Source organism: Kumtagia sp., assembly GCF_059502445.1.
The window spans coordinates 1-20,232 of the sequence record NZ_JCACER010000066.1 but is presented as its reverse complement, the minus strand read 5'-3'; the positions used below and the strand labels follow the sequence as shown (position 1 = coordinate 20,232).

At 69.0% G+C, this 20,232-nt stretch carries 17 protein-coding genes; 15 read left to right on the top strand and 2 right to left on the bottom strand.

Annotated elements, in window-relative coordinates:
• The first annotated feature begins 2 nt into the window (after positions 1-2).
• The 15 genes from AC5JDC_RS18665 (at position 3) to copM (ending at position 18,935) form a co-directional block, all read left to right on the top strand.
• Positions 3-1,568 carry a phytoene desaturase family protein gene (locus tag AC5JDC_RS18665; RefSeq protein ID WP_495843494.1) on the top strand — a complete coding sequence of 522 codons (1,566 nt, stop codon included), beginning with the start codon at positions 3-5 and terminating at the stop codon, positions 1,566-1,568.
• A complete protein-coding gene (locus AC5JDC_RS18660) occupies positions 1,565-2,050 on the top strand; it encodes a MarR family winged helix-turn-helix transcriptional regulator (RefSeq protein WP_106773100.1) in 486 nt (161 codons plus the stop codon). Before AC5JDC_RS18665 ends, AC5JDC_RS18660 begins: the two co-directional genes overlap by 4 nt.
• 10 nt (positions 2,051-2,060) lie before the next feature.
• On the top strand, positions 2,061-4,214 hold the full coding sequence (locus AC5JDC_RS18655; protein WP_495843492.1) for a thiamine pyrophosphate-dependent enzyme: 2,154 nt from the start codon (positions 2,061-2,063) through the stop codon (positions 4,212-4,214).
• A complete protein-coding gene (locus tag AC5JDC_RS18650) occupies positions 4,211-5,785 on the top strand; it encodes an indolepyruvate oxidoreductase subunit beta family protein (RefSeq protein WP_495843490.1) in 1,575 nt (524 codons plus the stop codon). Before AC5JDC_RS18655 ends, AC5JDC_RS18650 begins: the two co-directional genes overlap by 4 nt.
• Positions 5,786-5,967: 182 nt before the next feature.
• Positions 5,968-6,486: a MarR family winged helix-turn-helix transcriptional regulator gene (locus AC5JDC_RS18645; protein ID WP_495843488.1), complete on the top strand. Its 519-nt coding sequence runs from the start codon at positions 5,968-5,970 to the stop codon at positions 6,484-6,486.
• Between the two features lie 747 nt (positions 6,487-7,233).
• On the top strand, positions 7,234-9,567 hold the full coding sequence (locus AC5JDC_RS18640; protein WP_495843486.1) for a bifunctional salicylyl-CoA 5-hydroxylase/oxidoreductase: 2,334 nt from the start codon (positions 7,234-7,236) through the stop codon (positions 9,565-9,567).
• A 28-nt stretch (positions 9,568-9,595) separates the two neighbouring features.
• Complete coding sequence (locus tag AC5JDC_RS18635; protein ID WP_495843484.1) at positions 9,596-10,375, top strand: SDR family NAD(P)-dependent oxidoreductase; 780 nt, start codon at positions 9,596-9,598, stop codon at positions 10,373-10,375.
• Positions 10,376-10,423: 48 nt separating this feature from the next.
• Complete coding sequence (locus AC5JDC_RS18630) at positions 10,424-10,882, top strand: cupin domain-containing protein (RefSeq protein WP_495843482.1); 459 nt, start codon at positions 10,424-10,426, stop codon at positions 10,880-10,882.
• A gap of 40 nt (positions 10,883-10,922) precedes the next feature.
• Entirely contained in the window at positions 10,923-11,765 is an 843-nt protein-coding gene (locus AC5JDC_RS18625; protein WP_495843480.1) for an enoyl-CoA hydratase family protein, read from the top strand.
• A 3-nt stretch (positions 11,766-11,768) separates the two neighbouring features.
• Complete coding sequence (locus AC5JDC_RS18620; RefSeq protein ID WP_495843478.1) at positions 11,769-12,983, top strand: acyl-CoA dehydrogenase family protein; 1,215 nt, start codon at positions 11,769-11,771, stop codon at positions 12,981-12,983.
• Complete coding sequence (locus tag AC5JDC_RS18615) at positions 12,980-13,417, top strand: RidA family protein (protein ID WP_495843476.1); 438 nt, start codon at positions 12,980-12,982, stop codon at positions 13,415-13,417. The genes AC5JDC_RS18620 and AC5JDC_RS18615 overlap by 4 nt, the downstream gene beginning before the upstream one ends.
• Positions 13,418-13,423: 6 nt before the next feature.
• Positions 13,424-15,373: a 3-hydroxyacyl-CoA dehydrogenase NAD-binding domain-containing protein gene (locus AC5JDC_RS18610; protein WP_495843474.1), complete on the top strand. Its 1,950-nt coding sequence runs from the start codon at positions 13,424-13,426 to the stop codon at positions 15,371-15,373.
• A gap of 151 nt (positions 15,374-15,524) precedes the next feature.
• The gene (locus AC5JDC_RS18605) at positions 15,525-18,014 is read left to right on the top strand and encodes a heavy metal translocating P-type ATPase (RefSeq protein WP_495843471.1); all 2,490 of its coding nucleotides are present in this window, start codon (positions 15,525-15,527) and stop codon (positions 18,012-18,014) included.
• A gap of 79 nt (positions 18,015-18,093) precedes the next feature.
• Positions 18,094-18,486: a Cu(I)-responsive transcriptional regulator gene (gene cueR, locus AC5JDC_RS18600; protein ID WP_106773089.1), complete on the top strand. Its 393-nt coding sequence runs from the start codon at positions 18,094-18,096 to the stop codon at positions 18,484-18,486.
• A 65-nt stretch (positions 18,487-18,551) separates the two neighbouring features.
• Positions 18,552-18,935: a CopM family metallochaperone gene (gene copM / locus AC5JDC_RS18595; RefSeq protein ID WP_495843469.1), complete on the top strand. Its 384-nt coding sequence runs from the start codon at positions 18,552-18,554 to the stop codon at positions 18,933-18,935.
• 55 nt (positions 18,936-18,990) lie between these two features.
• On the opposite strand, the gene AC5JDC_RS18590 is transcribed toward copM, so the two are convergent.
• Both AC5JDC_RS18590 and AC5JDC_RS18585 read right to left on the bottom strand, forming a co-directional pair.
• A complete protein-coding gene (locus AC5JDC_RS18590) occupies positions 18,991-19,584 on the bottom strand; it encodes a nucleoside deaminase (RefSeq protein WP_495843467.1) in 594 nt (197 codons plus the stop codon).
• A complete protein-coding gene (locus tag AC5JDC_RS18585; protein WP_495843465.1) occupies positions 19,581-20,087 on the bottom strand; it encodes an ureidoglycolate lyase in 507 nt (168 codons plus the stop codon). The genes AC5JDC_RS18590 and AC5JDC_RS18585 overlap by 4 nt, the downstream gene beginning before the upstream one ends.
• Between the last annotated feature and the right edge of the window lie 145 nt (positions 20,088-20,232).

Below are 20,232 nucleotides of genomic sequence, written 5' to 3'. Positions count from 1 at the left end.
GCGTGGCCTACGATCACGTCATCATCGGCAGCGGCGTCAACGGCCTCGTCGCCGCGGCGCTGCTGTCGGGCAAGGGCGGCAAGGTGCTGCTGCTGGAGCGCTCCGACCGCCTCGGCGGCTGCATGATGAGCGCCGAGGCAACCTTGCCCGGCTTCGTCCATGACGTGATGGCGGCGACCTTCGTGCTGTTCGTCACCGGCCCGGCGCATGGCGCGCTCGGCGCCGACCTCGCCCGCCACGGGCTGGAGTTCTGCCATTCGCCGCATCCGACCGCCGTGCTGCGGCCGGACGGTACGAGCGCGGTGCTCACCACGGACCGGGCGGCCAATGTCGCGGCCTTCAACGGATTGGCCGTCGGCGACGGCGACCGCCACGCGGCCGATGTCGGCGGCATCGAGGCCAACGCGCCGCTGCTGTTCGGCCTGCTCGGCGGCGATTTGTGGAGCGCGGCCACCGCCAAGCTTCTGGGGCGCGAGGGCTGGCGGCGCGGGCCGCGCGGCCTGGCAAGCTATCTCGGCGGCGCGCTCGGACCGGCGCGCGGCTGGCTGGAGAGCGGCTATGCTTCGCCCGAGATGCAGGCGCTTTACGCGCCGTGGACGTTGCATTGCGGCCTGTCACCGGAAGACACCTATTCCGCCCAAATGGGCAAAGTCGTCGCCTTCGCGCTGGAAGCCGCCGGAGCGCCCATCGTCAAGGGCGGGGCCGGGAAGGCGGCGGCTGCGTTCCGCGCCCTGATTGAGGAGCGCGGCGGCACCGTGCGGACCGGCGCCGAGGTCGAGCGCATCCTGGTGCGCAACGGCCGCGCCGCCGGCGTGCGGCTGGCGGGCGGCGAGGAGATCGCGGCGGCGAAATCGGTCATCGCCTCGGTGGCACCGGGGCAGCTTTATGGCCGGCTGCTCGGCCAGGACGCGCCGGAGCCGGAGAAGAAGGCTGCCAAGGCGTTCCGTCACGGCCGCGGCGACTTCCAGCTCCACTACGCGCTCGACCGGGCACCGCGCTGGATCGCCGACGGGCTGGAGAAGGTGGCGCTCATCCATCTCGCCGACGGCATAGACGCGGTGTCGAAATCCCACAACGAGGCGACGCGCGGCCTGCTGCCGGAGACGCCGACGCTGTGCGTCGGCCAGCCGGCGGCGCTTGACCCGTCGCGCTGCCCGGCCGGCAAGGCGATCCTGTGGATCCAGGTGCCGGACGCGCCGCGCGTGATCAAGGGCGACGCAGCCGGCAAGATCGCGACCTCCGGGGTCTGGGACGAGGCCACGCGCGAAGCCTTTGCCGACCGCATCGAGACGATGCTGGCGCACCACATCCGCGGCTTCCGCGACACCGTGCTGAGGCGCCGCGCCTATTCGCCGGCCGACCTCGAGGCGCTCAACGTCAACCTGGTCGGCGGCGACCCCTATGGCGGTGCCTGCACCATCGACCAGTTCTTCGCCTGGCGGCCGTTCCCCGGCTCGGTCAACCACCGCACGCCGGTGAAGGGTCTCTACCATATCGGCGCGTCGACCCATCCGGGGCCGGGCCTGGGCGGCGGCTCCGGCTTTCTCGTCGCGAAGGAGATCGGATGAACGACCGGGTGGTCATAGGCGACGACACCGAAGGCCCGCGGCTGGGCGAGATCGGCCTGCAGCAGTTCGCGCCCTATCTGATGAACCGCATCATGGGGCGCTACAATGCCTCGCTGCGCGACGACCTGGCCAAGCTCGGCCTGACCACGCCGAAGATGCGGACGCTCGCCGTGCTGTCGGTCATCGACAATCTGGTGATCAGCCGGCTCGCCGTCTATGCCATCGTCGAGCAGTCGACGCTGAGCCGCGCTCTGGACGCGCTGGAGGCCGACGGCCTGGTGCGCCGCGCCGCCGATCCCGACGACAGCCGCGCCACGCGCGTCTCGATCACCGATGCCGGCCGGGCGGCGTTCGAGCGGCTGTGGCCGACCATGCGGCGGAGCTACACCAGGATGTTCGCGGGCATCGATGCGGAAGAGCGCGCCAACTTCGTGGCGACGCTGCAGAAGATGCTCGTCAACGTCCGCAAGCACGACTTCTGAGGAGATACCCATGGCCGAACGGTCATTCGCGAAAGAAGTCCGGAAGCTCAAGCTGGGCGAGGGCGAGACGTTCACCGGCGAAGGCATTCTGGCCATCACCAAGGCGCTGCTGCAATGCGGCGTCGGTTATGTCGGCGGCTACCAGGGCGCGCCGATCAGTCACCTGATGGACGTTCTCGCCGACGCGCAGGAGATTCTGGGCGAGCTCGGCGTGCATTTCGAGGCAAGCGCCTCGGAGGCGACGGCGACCGCCATGCTGGCGGCCTCCGTGCACTACCCGATCCGCGGCGCCGCGACCTTCAAGTCGACCGTCGGCACCAATGTCGCGTCGGACGCGCTCGCCAACCTCGCCTCGGGCGGCGTTACCGGCGGCGCCCTGATCATCGTCGGCGAGGACTATGGCGAGGGCTCCTCCATCATGCAGGAGCGCAGCCACGCCTTCGCCATGAAGAGCCAGGTATGGCTGCTCGACCCGCGCCCCAACCTGCCGTCCATCGTCGCCGCGGTCGAGCACGGCTTCGAGCTGTCGGAGGCGTCGAACACGCCGGTGATGCTGCAGGTGCGCATCCGCTGCTGCCACGTCCACGGCTCCTTCACCACGAAGGACAACAAGCGGCCGGCGATGACGGTAGCCGACGCGCTGGAGAACCCGCGCCGCGACACGCAGCGCATAGTGCTGCCACCCGCCTCCTTCCTGCACGAGAAGGAGAAGATCTCCAAGCGCCTGCCGGCGGCGATCGACTACATCAAGCGGCACCGGCTGAACGAGACCTTCGGCGGCTCCGGCAAGGTCGGCATCATCTGCCAGGGCGGCATGTACAACGGCGTCATCCGCGCGCTGCAGCGGCTCGGCCTGGCCGACCTCTATGGCGAGACCGAGGTGCCGCTGCATGTGCTCAACGTCACCTATCCGCTGATCGAGGACGATCTCGTCGCCTTCTGCGAGGGCAAGGATGCGGTGCTGGTGGTCGAGGAGGGTCAGCCGGATTACATCGAGCAGGCGCTCGGCGCCATGCTCTACAAGGCCGGCGCGACGGTGCGCCTCGAAGGCAAGGGCGTGCTGCCGATGGCCGGCGAATATACCGGCGACACGCTGCTGTCGGGCCTTGGCGCGTTCCTGCGCCAGCATGCCGGCGGCATGCTGGCGCCGGAGATCCGGGCGCCCAACGTACCGGCGCCGCCGATCTTCGAGGATCTCGCCAAGACCGTACCGATGCGCCCGCCGGGCTTCTGCATCGGCTGCCCCGAGCGCCCGATCTTCGCGGCGACGAAGCTCGCGGAGCAGGAGCTCGGCAAGCACCACATCGCCTCCGACATCGGCTGCCACCTGTTCTCGATCATGCCGCCATTCGAGCTCGGCGCCACCACCATGGGCTACGGGCTGGGGCCGGCTTCGGCTTCGGCCTTCAATTCGCCCGACGCCAGGCGCCGCTCCATCTCCTTCGTCGGCGACGGCGGCTTCTGGCACAACGGCCTGACCTCCTCGATCGGCAATGCCGTCTTCAACAAGAACGACGGCGTCATCGTGGTGGTCGACAACTATTATTCGGCCGCGACCGGCGGGCAGGACGTCTTGTCGTCGCGCGCCAGCAACCGGACCAAGTCGACGAAACATCCGATCACCGACGCCATCAAGGGCATGGGCGTGAAATGGGTGCGCCACATCGAGCGCACCTACGACGTCGGCCAGATGCGCGACACGCTGAAGGAAGCGCTGACGACCGAGGAGAAAGGCCCCAAGGTCATCGTCGCCTCGTCGGAATGCATGCTCAACCGGCAGCGGCGCGAGGCGCCGCTGAAGAAGAAGGCGGCGGCCGAAGGCAGGCGCATGGTCAAGACCAAGTTCGGCGTGGACGAGGACGTCTGCACCGGCGATCACGCCTGCATGCGGCTCTCCGGCTGCCCGTCGCTGACGGTCAAGCATCTCGACGACCCGCTGCGCGACGATCCGGTGGCGGCGATCGACGAGAACTGCGTCGGCTGCGGCAATTGCGGCGAGGTCGCCGACGCGGCGGTGCTCTGCCCGTCCTTCTACCAGGCCGACGTGGTCAGCAACCCGACGGGCTGGGACCGCTTCTGGTTCCGGCTGCGCCAGCGGGTGATTTCGGCGCTGCAGTCGCGGCGCGAGCGCCGGCGGCTGACCTTCGGAGCACAGGCGGCATGAGGCTCGGTCTGGCGAAAGGCCCCGACCGCACGGGTTCGGTCATAAAACTCTGCATCCTGGCGGTGGGCGGCCAGGGCGGCGGCGTGCTCACCAACTGGATCACCGACCTGGCGCAGCGGGCCGGCTGGCATGTGCAGTCGACCTCGGTCGCCGGCGTGGCGCAGCGCACCGGCGCCACGATCTACTATGTCGAGATGATGCCGAGCGATCCGGCCCGGCCGGACGCCCGGCCGGTGCTGGCGCTGAGCCCGGCGCCGGGCGACGTCGACATCCTGATCGCCGCCGAACTGGCGGAAGCCGGACGGGCGGTGCTGCGCGGCTTCGTCACGCCCGACCGCACCACGCTGATCGCTTCCAGCCATCGCATGCTGGCGGTGTCGGAGAAGATCGTGCCGGGCGATGGCCGCGCCGATGGCGGCACGGTGCAGCGCCGGGCGGCCGAGGCGTCGCGGCGCTTCGTCCATTTCGACATGGAGGCGCTGGCAAAACAGGCCGGCAGCGTGATCTCCGCCAGCCTGTTCGGCGCGCTCGCCGGCACCGGCGAGTTGCCCTTTTCGCGCGCCGAGTTCGAGGCGACCATCAAGGCCGGCGGCAAAGGGACGGAAGCCAGCCTTCGGGCTTTCGCCCTCGCCTACGACCGCGCCGCCGGCGTCGCCGCGGCCGAAAGCGCGGCGGTGATTCCAGCTGGCGACACCGGGTCGGCCGTGCGCGGCCCGCGACGGCTGGAGGAGCAATGGGAGGAGTTGCTGCACCGCGTCGCCGAGCTGCCGGAGCCGGTGCGCGAGCTTGCCGAGCCGGGCCTGCGAAAAGTGGTCGACTTCCTCGATCCGGCCTATGGCGGCGAATATCTCGAGCGCATCGAGCGCATCGCCGCCGACGACGAGGAGACGCAAGGCTTCGCCTTTTCGCGCGAGGCGGCGAAATACGTCGCCAACGCCATGGTCTACGACGACATCGTGCGCGTCGCCGACCTGAAGACCCGGTCGGCGCGGGCCGAGCGCGTGCGCCGCGAGGTGAAGCTGGGCGAAGGCCAGGCGCTGCTCACCACCGAATATTTCCATCCGCGCATGGAGGAGATCTGCGGCACGCTGCCGGCCCGGCTGGGGGCGGCGATCGAGGCACGGCCCGGCCTGATAAAGGCGCTCAACCGCGTGGTCGACCGCGGCCGCCGCATCCGCACCGACAGCATCCTCGGCTTCGGCATGCTGTGGGCGATCGGCGGCATGCGGCGCTGGCGCCGCGGCCTGCTGCGCCATCGCGTCGAGACGGCGCATCTGGAGGAATGGCTGGCGACGGCGCTGCGCGAGCGCGACGGCGACTATGCTCTCGGCGTCGAGGTGCTGAAGTGCCGTCGCCTGATCAAGGGTTATTCCGACACCCATAGCCGCGGCCTGTCGAAGTTCGACCGCGTGCTCGGCTGCCTGCCGCTGCTCAAAGGCCGCGCCGACGCCGCCGACTGGATCAGGCGGCTGCGCGAGGCGGCGCTTGCCGACGCGGACGGGGTGGCGCTCGACGGCGCGATCCGCACGGTGCGCTCCTTCACCGAGGAAGTGGACGAGCATACCGGCTGAGGTCTCCGCTCTCCAACGCGGCCTGGATGCGCTTGCGCGCGGCCGGCCAAAGCCGCACCGGCTTGGTCTCGCGCGAAGCGGCCGCATAGTTTAAGCTTAGACAATCGCGGCGCGCCCGCGCCGGCACGCGATTCGCGCCCCTGGCTGCTGGCCAAGGGGGCGCGCTTCAGGAGGGATGCCCGTTGACCGAGCAAGGCGGCGTGGACTGGATCGACAGCGAGACCAAGGTCGCCGAGGCGCCCGCCGACCATGGCGACGACCTGCGGCTGTGGCTGCGCCTGCTCACCTGCTCTACGCTGGTCGAGACCGAGGTGCGGCGGCGCCTGCGCGAGGACTTCGACTTCACCCTGCCGCGCTTCGACCTGCTCGCCCAGCTCGAGCGCGCCGAGCAGGGCATGGTGCTCGGCGAGCTGTCCAGGCGCATGATGGTGTCGGCGGGCAATCTCACCGCGCTGGTGGAGCGGCTGGTCGAGAGCGGCCATGTCAGCCGCACCACCTCGCCGACCGATCGCCGCGTCCAGATCATCGCGCTCACCGATTTCGGCCGCGCCGCCTTCCGCGAGATGGCCGACCGCCACGGCGACTGGATCGGCGACCTGTTCAAGGACCTGTCGGCGCGCGACCGGGTGGCGCTGATCGACGAGCTCGGCAAGCTGAAACGCTCGATCCGCGCGTCGCTCGCGGCAGGCGGCGGGACGTAACGGGATTCGTCTATTCGTTCGGCGCGCAGTTGCCTGGCCGGTTTTGTCCGACGCGATGCTTTGACCGTCGGCGCTGCCCCTCATCGCCCTGCCGGGCACTTCTCCCCGTAGGGACGGGAGAAGGACGCGGCGGCTGCCGATTTCGCCAATCAGCACTGCTGGAGATTTGCGAAGATGCGCCGCAGCAGGTGGCCCTCTCCCCATTCAGGGCTGTCGGATTCTCACGTCTTCCATCGTTGGCGCATCATGTTGATATGCTCTGCTTTATGAGTGCTTCGTTCTGCTCTGCCGGGCGTGTCGCTGCCGCCACGGCATGGATCCTATGGTCTCCGCGACGGCCTTCGGCCTGCTCCGCCATAGGATGACGAAAGGTGGAATGGTTCGGCTACTCGCCAGCGGCCCGTGAGCCTTTAACGGTTGCGATTAGCCTGTAACATCAACGCCTTCGTCATCCTAGGGCGGAGCCGGAGCGCAGCGGAGGCGAAGACCCTAGGATCCATGCCGTACCGGTTGTGAAGTGCTCCGGCGCCGACGGCATCCTATCAGATGTGTGAACGCGGTAGCCGTTCTTCACAGGGAGAGGATGCCAGCAGGCAGGTGAGGGGCAGCGGGACGGTCGGCGCCGCAGCCGATGGTACAAAAAAACTTTAAGCTTGAAATTTCTCGCGATCGAGTCCACCTTGTGTGCAGGGGTCGGCGCAGCGAATCCGTGCGCCCGCGCCCAGCTCGACCAACCGGAGGACGGCCATGCGGATAGTCTGTATCGGAGGCGGCCCGGCGGGACTCTATTTCGCCCTGCTGATGAAGAGCCGACACCCCGAGCACCGCGTCACCGTGGTCGAGCGCAACCGGCCCTACGACACCTTCGGCTGGGGCGTGGTCTTCTCCGACGCCACCATGCAGTCGATGCGGCAGTGGGATCCGAAGACCGCCGAGGCCATCAAGGTGGCGTTCAACCACTGGGACGACATCGAGCTGGTCTTCAAGGGCCGCAAGATCCGCACCTCCGGCCACGGCTTCGTCGGCATCGGCCGCAAGAAGATGCTGAACATCCTGCAGGACCGCTGCAAGGAACTCGGCGTCGAGCTGGTGTTCGAGCACGAGGTCGAGAGCGACGCGGAATTTTCCGACGCCGACCTGATCATCGCCGCCGACGGCGTCAATTCGCGCATCCGCGCCCGATATGCCGACGTGTTCAAGCCGGACATGCTGATGCGGCCGAACCGCTTCGTCTGGCTCGGCACCGACAAGCCGTTCGACGCCTTCACCTTCGACTTCCGCAAGACCGAGCACGGCTGGTTCCAAGCGCATGTCTACCGCTTCGACGCCAACACCTCGACCTTCATCGTCGAGACGACGGAGGACGTGTTCAAGGCGCATGGCCTCGACGAAATGGACCAGGACCAGTCGATCGCCTTCTGCGAAAAGCTGTTCGCCGAGACGCTGGACGGCCACAGCCTGATGAGCAATTCGCGCCACCTGCGCGGCTCGGCCTGGCTGAATTTCGGCCGGCTGATCTGCGACAAGTGGAGCCATTTCAACGGCCGCAGCCATGTCGTGCTGATGGGCGACAGCGCCCACACCGCGCATTTCGCCATCGGCTCCGGCACGAAACTCGCCATCGACGACGCCATCGAGCTGACCCGCCAGTTCGACATCGCCGGCCACGAGGCGAAGCACATCCCGGCCGTGCTCGCGGCCTACGAGGAGGTGCGCCGGGTCGACGTGGCGCGCATCCAGAACGCGGCGCGCAACGCCATGGAATGGTTCGAGGTGGTCGGCACCCGCTATGCCGACACGCTCGAGCCCGAGCAGTTCATGTATTCGATGCTGACCCGCTCTCAGCGCATCAGCCACGAGAACCTGCGCCTGCGCGACAAGGCCTGGCTGGAGGGCTACGAGCGCTGGTTCGCCGAGCGCGCCGGCATCCATCCTGCCGCCAACGGCGCCGTGCCGCCGCCGATGTTCACGCCCTTCAAGCTGCGCGGCCTGACGCTCGCCAACCGCATCATGGTGTCGCCGATGGCGATGTACTCGGCGGTCGACGGCCTGCCGGGCGACTTCCACCTCGTCCATCTCGGCGCCCGCGCCATGGGCGGGGCGGCGCTGATCTTCCCGGAGATGACCTGCGTGTCGCCGGACGCGCGCATCACCCCCGGCTGCCTCGGCCTGTGGAGCGACGAGCAGATGCCGGCGTGGAAGCGCGTCGTCGATTTCGTCCACAACCAGACGCCCGCCGGGATCGGCATCCAGCTCGGCCATGCCGGCCGCAAGGGCGCGACGCGGCTGGCATGGGAGGGCATCGACCAGCCGCTCGACGAGGGCGGATGGCCGCTGATCTCGGCCTCGGCGATCCCCTACCTCAAGAACTCGCAAGTGCCGCGGGCGATGACGCGCGCCGACATGGACCGGGTTCTCGAAGACTTCGTAGCGGCGACGCGGCGCGCCGCCGAACTCGGCTTCGACATGCTCGAGCTGCACGCCGCGCATGGCTATCTGCTGTCGAGCTTCCTGTCGCCGCTCACCAATGTGCGCGGCGACGAGTATGGCGGCGATCACGCGGCGCGGGCGCGCTTCCCGCTGGAGGTCTTCCGCGCCGTCCGCGCCGTCTGGCCCGAGGACAGGCCGATGTCGGTGCGCCTCTCCGCCAACGACTGGTTCGAGGGCGGCAACACGCCGGAGGACGCGGCGATCTTCGCCCGCATGTTCAAGGAGGCCGGCGCCGACCTGATCGACTGCTCGTCCGGCCAGGTGGTCAAGGAGGAGAAGCCGGTCTACGGCCGCCTGTTCCAGACGCCGTTCTCCGACAAGATACGCAACGAGATCCGCATGCCGACCATCGCGGTCGGCGCCATCTCGGAGGCCGACCACGCCAACTCGATCATCGCCGCCGGCCGCGCCGACCTCTGCGCCGTGGCGCGTCCGCACCTCGCCGATCCGTCCTTCGTGCTGCACGAGGCCGCCAGGATCGGCTTCGCCGGGCAGGCATGGCCGAAGCAGTATTATTCGGCGCGGGCGCAGTACGAGAACAATCTCGCGCGCGCCGCCGCTGCGGCCGCCGAGGCGGGCAAGCCGCGATGACCCGCCGGAATCGCGCAAGGGCAACAGGATGAGCGCCGGCCGCCACGCCCTGGTCACCGGCGCCGGCAGCGGCATCGGCCGGGCGGTCGCGCTGGCCCTCGCGGCGAGCGGCCACCGCGTCTCGCTGGCCGGCCGCCGCGCCGGACCGCTCGAGGAGGTAGGCCGCGAGATCGCCGCGACAGGCGGCACGAGCGCGGTCGTCGACGGCTTCGACGTCGCCGACCCGCGGGCGGTGGAGCAGGGTGTCGCACGGGCGCTTGAAGCCGGCGGCGACGTCGCCGTGCTGGTCAACTGCGCCGGCGAGGCGCCGTCGGCGCCGTTCGACAAGACCGGGCTCGACCTGTGGAACCGGGTGATCGGCATCAATCTCACCGGCGCCTTCCTGGTCACGCAGGCGCTGCTGCCGTCGATCCGGCGCGCCGGCAACGGCCGCATCGTCCACGTCGCCAGCACCGCCGGACTGACCGGCTATGCCTATGTGTCGGCCTATTGCGCGTCCAAGCACGGGCTGGTCGGCCTGACCCGCGCGCTGGCGCTGGAGCTGGCGCGCACCGACGTCACCGTCAACGCGGTCTGCCCGGGCTTCACCGACACGCCGCTGATCGCCGGCGCGGTCGAGACCATCGCCGGCAAGACCGGCCGCAGCCGGGACGAAGCCCGCGCCAGCCTCGCCCGCGTCAATCCGCAGGGCCGCCTGGTCACGCCGCAGGAAGTGGCCGACACGGTGCTGTGGCTGGTGTCGGAGAAGTCGTCCGCAGTCACCGGCCAGGCGATCCCGGTCGCCGGCGGCGAGGTCATGAGCGGCTGACGACGCGCCCGAAAACCCAAAACGGCAAAACCAGAGGGAGGAGCAGACATGACCACGGAAGCAACACTGGACAAAGGCATAACCCGCGACGGCGCCGGCTACCGCGAGACGACCTGGAACATTCTTGGGCAGGTGTACTTTCCCAAGGCGATCTGCGACTCGACCTTCGCTTTCGAGACCAACAGCGCGCCCGGCCAGTTCGTGCCGGTCCACATCCATCCGACCCAGGACGAATTCATCCTGGTCCAGGAAGGCGAGCTGGACCTGAAGCTCGACGGCCAGTGGGTCAAGGCGAAGGCCGGCGATCTGGTACGCATGCCGCGCGGCATCCCGCACGGCTATTTCAACAAGTCGGACAAGCCGACGCGCGCGCTGTTCTGGGTGTCGCCGACGCGCATGCTCGACCAGCTGTTCGAGAAGCTGCACAACCTCGCCGACCCCGCGGAGGTGGTGCGGATCTCGGCGGAGCACGAAGTCGAGTTCCTGCCGCCCTCGGCCAACGACTGAGCGCGATAGCGGGGGTTCGCAGGGACGGAAAGGCATGAGCATGAGCAACGCGATCCAGGACAAGAAGCGCCCGTTCAAGGGCCATCAGGCGCGGCATTTCGGCTTCGAGACCGACGCTGACGGCCGCGTTGCCACCATCACGCTGAACCGTCCGGAGAAGAAGAACCCGCTTACCTTCGACAGCTACGAGGAGCTGGCCGACCTGTTCCGGTCGCTGCGCTGGGCAAGCGATGTACGAACGGTGGTGCTGACCGGCGCGGACAACAACTTCTCGTCCGGCGGCGACGTGTTCGAGATCATCGAGCCGCTCACCAGGATGACGATGCCTGATCTTTTGACCTTCACCCGCATGACCGGCGACCTCGTGCGCCAGATGCGCGCCTGCCCGCAGCCGATTCTTGCGGCCGTCGACGGCATCTGCGCCGGCGCCGGCGCCATCCTGGCGATGGCGTCAGACTATCGCCTCGCCACGCCGGAAGCGAAAACCGCCTTCCTGTTCACCCGCGTCGGCCTGGCCGGCGCCGACATGGGCGCCTGCGGCATCCTTCCGCGCATCATCGGCCAGGGCCGGGCCGCCGAGCTGCTGTTCACCGGCCGGGTGATGACGGCAGCCGAAGGCCATGCCTGGGGGTTCTACAACGGCCTTCACGATCGTGCCGCGCTGCTGGACGAGACCCGCCGCTTTGCCCGCAACCTCGCCGACGGGCCATGGTTCGCCCATTCCATGACCAAGAAGATGCTCGACCAGGAATGGTCGATGGGCATCGAGGAGATGATCGAATCGGAAGCGCAGGCGCAGGCGATCTGCATGGCGACCGGCGACTTCCGCCGCGCCTTCGAGGCGTTCGCCGCCAAGGCCAAGCCCGACTTCAAGGGTGACTGAGCGATGACGGCGCATTCTTCCGCCCCGGCCGCCGGCCCGGCACGCGACCACCTCGACTGGCCGTTCTACGGCGACGAGCACCGGCGGCTTGCCGGCGAGCTCGACCGCTTCGTCGCCGGCGGCGGCCTCGGCACGATCGACCACGCCGATGCCGATGCCGCCTGCAAGGCGCTGGTGAAGCGGCTCGGCGACGCCGGCATCCTTCGTCACTGTGTGCCGCGGGCATTCGGCGGAACTTCCGACGCGATCGACAGCCGGGCGCTCTGCACCATCCGCGAGACGCTGGCCTATGCCGACGGGCTGGCCGACTTCGCCTTCGCCATGCAGGGGCTGGGCACCGGGGCGATCAGCCTGTCCGGCTCGGACGAGCTGAAGAGTCGCGTGCTGCCGAAGGTCGCCAGAGGCGAGCTGATCTCGGCCTTCGCGCTGACCGAGCCGGAGGCCGGGTCGGACGTCGCGGCCATGGCCTGCGCCGCCCGCCGTGACGGCGACGCCTACGTGCTCGACGGCGACAAGATCTTCATCTCCAATGGCGGCATCGCCGACGTCTACACGCTGTTTGCCCGCACCGGCGAGGCGCCGGGCACGCGCGGCATATCGGCCTTCGTCGTGTTCGCCGACACGCCCGGCTTCACCATCGCCGAGCGCATCGAGACCATCGCCCCGCATCCGCTGGCCCGCATCCGCCTCGACGCCTGCCGCATCCCGGCGTCGCAGCTTCTGGGAACGTCGGGCGAAGGCTTCAAGATCGCCATGCGCACGCTCGACATCTTCCGCCCGTCGGTGGCGGCTGCGGCGCTCGGCTTCGCCCGCCGCGCCCTCGACGAGGCGGCCGCCCATGCGCGGACGCGAAAGATGTTCGGCGCGACGCTGGCCGACCTGCCGACGGCGCAGAGCACGCTCGGAGAGATGGCGACGGCGATCGACGCGGCGGCGCTGCTGACCGCCCGCACCGCCTGGCGCCGCGACGTGCAGAAGCTGCCGACCACGCGCGAGGCCGCCATGGCCAAGCTGACCGCCACCGAGAACGCGCAATGGGTCATCGACCAGGCGCTGCAGCTCTTCGGCGGGCGCGGCGTGCGGGTCGGCGAGATCACCGAGCGTCTTTACCGCGAGATCCGGGCGCTGCGCATCTACGAGGGCGCCACGGAAGTGCAGAAGCTGATCATCGGGCGCGCCGTAACGGCCGCCCCCTCGACCGACCGGAAGCCATCATGACCATAGCCAAACTGACCGACCACGCCCCAGCCGGGACACCCCACCGCGTGCTGCAGCCGCAAGGCTGGGCCAAGCCCATCGGCTACGCCAACGGCATCGAGGCGCGCGGGCGCACCGTCTTCGTCGGCGGCCAGATCGGTTGGAACGCCCAGTGCAGGTTCGAGGCGCATGACCTGCCCGGCCAGGTGCGGCAGGCGCTGGAGAACATCGTCGCGATCCTGCGCGAGGCCGGCGCCGGGCCCGAGCATGTCACGACCCTGACCTGGTACGTGCTCGACCGAAAAGTCTACTCCGCGTCGCTCAAGGAGATCGGCGCCGCCTACCGGGCGACGATGGGCCGCAATTTTCCGGCCATGGCCGTGGTCGAGGTTTCCGGCCTTGTCGAGGACGAGGCGCTGGTCGAGATCCAGGCCACCGCCGTGGTCCCGGACTGAGCCGGCATGAGCGTCAGCCTGAGCCGCGACGGCGATGTCGCCGTCATCCTGATCGACAACCCGCCGGTCAATGCCGCATCGCAGGCGGTGCGCGCCGGGGTGGTGGACGCACTCGCGACCGCCAACGCCGATCCCGCCATTGCGGCGATCGTCATCGCCTGCGCCGGAAAAACCTTCGTTGCCGGCGCCGACGTCAAGGAGTTCGGCAAGCCGCCCGTTCCGCCGTTCCTGCCCGACGTGGTGCTTTCGATCGAGAACTCGGCCAAGCCGGTCGTTGCCGCCGTGCACGGAACGGCGCTCGGTGGCGGCTTCGAGATCGCGCTCGCCGCCCACGCCCGCATCGCCGTTGAAGACGCTTCGTTCGGCCTGCCGGAGGTGAAGCTCGGCATCGTGCCCGGTGCCGGCGGCACGCAGCGGCTGCCGCGGCTGGCCGGCATGGTGACCGCCATCGAGTTGGCGGCCAGCGGCCGGCGCATCTCCGCCGGCGAGGCGCAAAAACTCGGCGTGATCGACCGCATCGCCGAGGGCGGGCTGATCGCCGCCGCGACGGCCTTTGCACGCGAGCTGGCGGGAAAGCCGCTGCGCCGCACCGGCGACCTGCCGGTGCCGCCCTTCGACGAGCAGCAAGCTGCCGCGCAGATCGCCGCGGCGGACAGGAAGGCGCGCGGCCAGATTTCTCCGGGCGAGGCGGCGCGCCTGGTGAGGCTTGCGGCCGACCTGTCTCTCTCCGAGGGACTGGCGCGCGAGCGTGCAAAATTCCTGGAGCTCGTCGGCTCGGAGCAGGCGGCGGCGCTGCGCTATGTCTTTGCCGCCGAACGAGCCGCCGGCAAGATTCCCGGCCTGGAGGACGTCGCGCCGCGCGCGATCGGAAACGTCGGCGTGGTCGGTGCCGGGCTGATGGGGGCGGGCATAGCCGTCTCCTTCGCCGATGCCGGCTATTCCGTCATGGTCGTGGAACGGGACCAGCCATCGGCCGAAGCCGGCCGGTCACGCGTCGAGAGCCTCTATGACCGGATGGTCAAGTCGGGGCGGATCGACGCGGCCGGCAAGGCGGAGCGCCTGGGGCGGATGAACTTCTTCGCCGACCGCGCCGCGCTGTCGGGCAGCGACCTGGTGATCGAGGCGGTGTTCGACGACCTCGACGTCAAGCGGGAGCTGTTTTCCGCGCTCTCCGGCATCGTGCGGCCCGATGCGATCCTCGCCACCAACACCAGCTATCTCGATCCCAACGTGATCGCCGAGGTGGTCGCCAACCCGCAGCGTCTCGTCGGCCTGCATTTCTTTTCGCCGGCAAACGTCATGCGGCTGGTCGAGGTGGTGCGCACCGCGTCGGCCAGTCCCGAAGTACTGGCCACCGGCCTCGCCGTGGTCAAGCGGCTCGGCAAGCTCGGTGTCGTCAGCGGCGTCTGCGAAGGGTTCATCGGCAACCGCATCTTCACGACATACCGCCAGCATTGCGATTTCATGCTGGAGGAAGGCGCGCTGCCGCACGAGATCGACGCGGCGATCGAGGCATTCGGCTTCCCGATGGGGCCCTACGCCGTCAACGACCTCGCCGGGCTCGACATCTCCTGGGCGCGACGCAAGCGCAACGCGGCGACACGCGATCCGTCGGAGCGCTATGTCGTCATTGCCGACCGCCTCTGCGAAGCCGGCCGCTTCGGCCAGAAGACCGGCAGGGGCTATTACTCCTATGCCGGCGGCCGCAAGGCGGTCGACCCGGAGGTGACGGCGCTGATCGAAGCGGTGTCGCGTCAGGGCGGCCATGTCCGCCGCCGCTTCGGCCCCGACGAGATCGTCGGGCGGATCATGACGGCGATCGCGGCGGAGGGCCGCAAGATCCTCGACGAGGGCATCGCGCTGCGGGCCTCCGACATCGACCTGGTGCTGATCAACGGCTACGGCTACCCAGCCTGGCGCGGCGGCCCGATGTATCAGGCCGGGCTGGCGGCGTAGCGGGGCGAGCGTGTCTGGCGCCGGCCTGAGATGCCAGCCGGGCTCGGACAAGCCGGAAATTCGTCGCCGAGACGCGGCAATCGTCCCCTTGACCTTCCAGCGACTGGAAACATTACGTTGCCTTCCCAGATAGCAGGGAAAGGTACGCGGCGTGGCCCATCACCATCATCATGACCATCATTGCTGCGCGGGCAAGGCGCCGGCCGCACACGCCGTGCTGCGCGACCCCGTCTGCGGCATGACCGTCGATCCCAAAGCCGGCAAGCCGACGCTGGAGCATGGCGGGCGCACCGTCCATTTCTGCTCGGCCGGCTGCAGGGCCAAGTTCGAGGCGGATCCCGACGCCTATCTGGAAGCGAAGGACCCGGTCTGCGGCATGACGGTGCAGCGCGCCGACGCCCAGCATTTCCATCGGCACGAGGGGCGCGGCTATTATTTCTGCTCGGCCGGCTGCAAGCAAAAATTCGAGGCGGCGCCGGAAAACTATCTTGGCGAGCGGCAGCCCGAGCCGCCGGCGCCGAAGGGCACGAAATACACCTGCCCGATGCATCCGGAGATCGTGCGCGACGGCCCCGGCTCCTGCCCGCTCTGCGGTATGGCACTGGAGCGGATGGGCGTGCCGACCGGCGAGGAAGGCCCGAACCCGGAGCTGGTCGACTTCACCAGGCGTTTCTGGGTGAGCGCGGCGCTGTCGGTGCCGCTGCTTCTCATCACCATGGGGCCGATGCTCGGCCTGCCGGTGCGCGACTGGCTGGGCGAGCGCACTGCCGTATGGCTCGAGCTGGCGCTGGCCACGCCCGTCGTCCTGTGGGCGGCGCTGCCGTTCTTCCATCGCGGCTGGCAGTCGGTTCTCAACCGCAGCCCGAACATGTGGACGCTGATCTCGATCGGCGTCGGCGCGGCCTATCTCTACAGCGTCGTCGCGACGCTATTCCCGGACATTTTCCCGCACCAGTTCCGCGGCCACGGCGGCGCCGTGCCGGTCTATTTCGAGGCGGCGGCGGTGATCGTCGCGCTGGTCTTCCTCGGCCAGGTGCTGGAGCTCAAGGCGCGCGAGCGCACGGGATCGGCGATCCGCGCCCTGCTCGACCTCGCGCCGAAGACCGCCCGGCGGATCGGCGCCGACGGCGTCGAAACGGATGTGCCACTCGACGCGGTGCAGGCCGGCGACCTGCTGCGCGTGCGGCCCGGCGAGAGCGTGCCGGTCGACGGCGTGGTCGAGGACGGGCGCTCCTCGGTAGACGAATCGATGCTCACCGGCGAGCCGCTGCCCGTCGGGAAGGACAAGGGCGATGCGCTGACCGGCGGCACGCTCAACCGCAACGGCACGCTGGTCATGCGCGCCGAAAAGGTCGGCGCCGACACCATGCTGTCGCGCATCGTCGAGATGGTCGCCAAGGCTCAGCGCAGCCGCGCGCCGATCCAGGGCCTGGCCGACCGCGTCTCCTACTATTTCGTGCCGGCGGTCGTGCTGGTCGCGGTCTTCGCCTTCATCGCCTGGTCGCTGTTCGGGCCGCAGCCCAGCCTGGTCTACGCCATCGTCGCGGCGGTATCGGTGCTGATCATCGCCTGCCCCTGTGCGCTCGGGCTCGCCACGCCGATGTCGATCATGACGGCGACCGGGCGCGGCGCCCAGGCCGGCGTGCTGGTCAAGGACGCCGAGGCGCTGGAGCGGCTGTCCAAGGTCGACACCCTCATCGTCGACAAGACCGGCACGCTCACCGAAGGCCGGCCGAAGCTGACCGATGTCGTTGCCGCGGAGGGTTTTGACGAGGCGGAGCTGCTGTCCCTCGCCGCCGCGCTGGAGCAGGGTTCCGAGCATCCGCTTGCCGAGGCCATCGTCGAGGGTGCGCGCGAGCGCGGCACGACGGTCGGGAAGGTGACGGATTTCGAGTCCGTCACCGGCAAGGGCGTCAGGGGCACGGTCGATGGCCGCGCCGTCGCGCTCGGCAATGCCGCGATGATGGGCGACATCGGCGCCGATCACGGTGCGCTATCCGAACGGGCCGACCGGCTGCGCGCCGACGGGCGCACGGCCATGTTCGTCGCCGTGGACGGCAAGGCGGCCGGCATCGTCGCCGTGGCCGACCCGATCAAGGCCAATGCCGCCGATGCGATCCGCGCCCTGCACGACAGCCGGCTGAGGATCGTCATGGCCACCGGCGACAATGCGGTGACCGCTAGGGCCGTGGCTGCCAGGCTCGGCATCGACGAGGTGCGCGCCGACATGACGCCGGAAGCAAAACACCGGCTGGTCGAGGAGCTGCGCGGCCGAGGCGCGGGCGTAGCCATGGCAGGCGACGGCGTCAACGACGCGCCGGCGCTGGCCGCCGCCGATGTCGGCATCGCCATGGGCACGGGCGCCGACGTGGCGCTGGAAAGCGCCGGCATCACGTTGCTCAAGGGCGACATCTCCGGCATCGTGCGGGCAAGGCGGCTGGCGCGCGCGACGCTGCGCAACATCCGCCAGAACCTGTTCTTCGCCTTCGTCTACAACGTCGTCGGCGTGCCGATCGCGGCGGGCGTTCTGTACCCGATCTTCGGCACGCTCCTGTCGCCGATGCTGGCGGCGGCGGCGATGAGCCTGTCCTCCGTCTCGGTGATCGGCAACGCGCTCCGGCTGCGCGGCTTGAAGCTGTGAGCGGTCGCACCGATATGGGCCTTGAGCTTCCAGCAGGTGGAAGGTTTAGCCTGCTGCAAGCGAATACTGGAGACTGACCGTGAACATCGGAACCGCCGCGGAAAAATCCGGGCTGCCGCCCAAGACCATCCGCTACTACGAGGATATCGGCCTGCTCCGGCCCGACAGGGCCGGCAACGGCTACCGCGACTATTCGACCGCCGACGTGCACCGGCTGAAATTCCTGCAGCGCTCGCGCAGCCTCGGCTTCTCGGTCGAGGAATGCCGCCAGCTGCTGTCGCTCTACGGCGACCGGGAGCGGGAAAGCGCCGAGGTGAAGGCGCTGGCCGAGACCAAGCTGGCGGAGATCGACCGCAAGCTCGCCGAGCTGGCGGAACTGCGCGCCGCGCTCAGCCACCTGGTCGAGGCCTGCCACGGCGACCACCGGCCGGACTGCCCCATTATCGACGGGCTTGCCGGGCACCGCCACTGACGTGCCGGGCATTGACGTGCCGGGCAAAAGGCCCAACCGAACACTCGAAGCCTGAAAGGACACCCATGATCCGCAAGATTCTTCTCGCCGCGTCCGCCCTGACGCTGGCCGCCTTCGTCGCCGGCGCATCGCTCGCCCAGACCGACCACGGCGGCCACGGCGCCGACGCGGCAGCCAACACCCATGCCGGCGCGGCCGAGGCCGGCTATCGCCGCGCCATGGACGTCATGCATCAGGCCATGTCGAAGATGCCCTATTCGGGCAATCCGGACGTCGACTTCGTGCGCGGCATGATCCCACACCACCAGGCGGCGATCGACATGGCCAAGGTGGTGATCGCGCATGGCAAGGACCCCGAGATCCGCAAGCTCGCCCACGACATCGTCGCCGCGCAGGAGAAGGAGATCGACCAGATGGAGGCGTGGCTGAAGGCCAACGCGCCGAAATAGGCCGTTCCGCCGCGGGCGCACCTCTTCGAACTCGGCCGGCGCACCGTCGGGAAGCTCAGTTCAGCGGGATGTCGTTGTCGGCCTTGCCGCCCTGGTATTCGGCCGAAAGCCCGTCATAGATCTTCGATATGCCGGCAATGCGGGCTTCCAGCCTGGCGCGGTCGGCCTCCGGCAGGTCGCGCACCAGCTTGCGGAGGGAAAAGCTCTTCCAATAGGCGTTCTCGGCCCGGTAGCCGCCGGGATCGAGGGTGAACACCTCCTTCAAAATCTTCAGATCGTGCGGGATGGCAAAGCTGTCGCGCGAATCCTCGTGGCTGAACAGGTAGTAGAAATTGTCGAAGCCGGTCCAGGTGATGGCCGACAGGCAGAGCGAGCACGGCTCGTGAGTGGCGACGAACAGGCAGTCCTTCGTGTCCGGCCGGTCCGCCCTGGGCAGTTCGTAGAAGCGCTTCAGGCAATGCACCTCGCCGTGCCAGAGCGGGTTTTCGGTCTCGTTGTTGGTCTCCGCCAGCACCAGGCCGCGATCCTCCTTGCGCAGGATCGCCGCGCCGAACAGCTTGTTGCCGTGCGCCACGCCGGCTTCGGTCTTCGGCACGATGTCGTGCTCGATCACGTCGAGCAGCCGGGTGATCAGGGAACCGTCGCTCATCGCGCGGCCTCCGGCAGGCGGATTTCGTAGGGTTCCTCGAAGAAGAATTCCTCCAGATTGTTGCCGTCGCCGCCGCGGTCGACGATGGCGAAATCCTGCGCCTCGCCGATCGGCGTCAGCACGCCGTGCCAGGAATTGCGCGGGTAGTTGATGCCCTGGCCGGGCGCGGTCAGGAACGCATGCGGCATGCCCGGCCTGCCGTCCTCGTCATGGCAGACGACCACCAGGAAGGGCCGCCGGTCGAGCGGGATGAAGGCCTGGCTGCCGAGCGGATGGCGCTCCACCATGGCGAGCTTCAGCGGGAATTCGTAGGGCGTGCCGCGCACGGTCGAGATCAGCACGCGGGCGTTGTGACCAGCGGCGTCCGCCGCCGCCAGCGCGTGAAAGCGTTCCGCCTTGCCGCCATTGATCGGGAAATGATCGTCGCCGCCGATCTCTATGACCTGGCCGAACTCGGCGAAGTTTTCGCGGGTGAGCGGTTGGGCGGTGATGATGCGGGTCATGCGATTGACCCCGAAGAAGCACGCTCCTTCGCATGCCAATCTCCCCCCTTGAGGGCACGGCTATCGCATATGAGTTGTATCGGAGGGGCGGACAGCTCTGCGTCGTCATTCCGGGGCCGCGCAGCGGAACCCGGAATCCAGAGTG

What these genes read in the sequence shown, in the direction of transcription:
- AC5JDC_RS18610 (WP_495843474.1), top strand. Translation starts at nt 13,424, where the DNA reads ATGAGCGTCAGCCTGAGCCGCGACGGCGATGTCGCCGTCATCCTGATC.
- AC5JDC_RS18620 (WP_495843478.1), top strand. Translation starts at nt 11,769, where the DNA reads ATGACGGCGCATTCTTCCGCCCCGGCCGCCGGCCCGGCACGCGACCAC.
- AC5JDC_RS18640 (WP_495843486.1), top strand. Translation starts at nt 7,234, where the DNA reads ATGCGGATAGTCTGTATCGGAGGCGGCCCGGCGGGACTCTATTTCGCC.
- AC5JDC_RS18650 (WP_495843490.1), top strand. Translation starts at nt 4,211, where the DNA reads ATGAGGCTCGGTCTGGCGAAAGGCCCCGACCGCACGGGTTCGGTCATA.
- AC5JDC_RS18630 (WP_495843482.1), top strand. Translation starts at nt 10,424, where the DNA reads ATGACCACGGAAGCAACACTGGACAAAGGCATAACCCGCGACGGCGCC.
- AC5JDC_RS18585 (WP_495843465.1), bottom strand. Translation starts at nt 20,087, where the DNA reads ATGACCCGCATCATCACCGCCCAACCGCTCACCCGCGAAAACTTCGCC.
- AC5JDC_RS18625 (WP_495843480.1), top strand. Translation starts at nt 10,923, where the DNA reads ATGAGCAACGCGATCCAGGACAAGAAGCGCCCGTTCAAGGGCCATCAG.
- AC5JDC_RS18615 (WP_495843476.1), top strand. Translation starts at nt 12,980, where the DNA reads ATGACCATAGCCAAACTGACCGACCACGCCCCAGCCGGGACACCCCAC.
- AC5JDC_RS18590 (WP_495843467.1), bottom strand. Translation starts at nt 19,584, where the DNA reads ATGAGCGACGGTTCCCTGATCACCCGGCTGCTCGACGTGATCGAGCAC.
- AC5JDC_RS18660 (WP_106773100.1), top strand. Translation starts at nt 1,565, where the DNA reads ATGAACGACCGGGTGGTCATAGGCGACGACACCGAAGGCCCGCGGCTG.
- AC5JDC_RS18655 (WP_495843492.1), top strand. Translation starts at nt 2,061, where the DNA reads ATGGCCGAACGGTCATTCGCGAAAGAAGTCCGGAAGCTCAAGCTGGGC.
- copM (WP_495843469.1), top strand. Translation starts at nt 18,552, where the DNA reads ATGATCCGCAAGATTCTTCTCGCCGCGTCCGCCCTGACGCTGGCCGCC.
- AC5JDC_RS18635 (WP_495843484.1), top strand. Translation starts at nt 9,596, where the DNA reads ATGAGCGCCGGCCGCCACGCCCTGGTCACCGGCGCCGGCAGCGGCATC.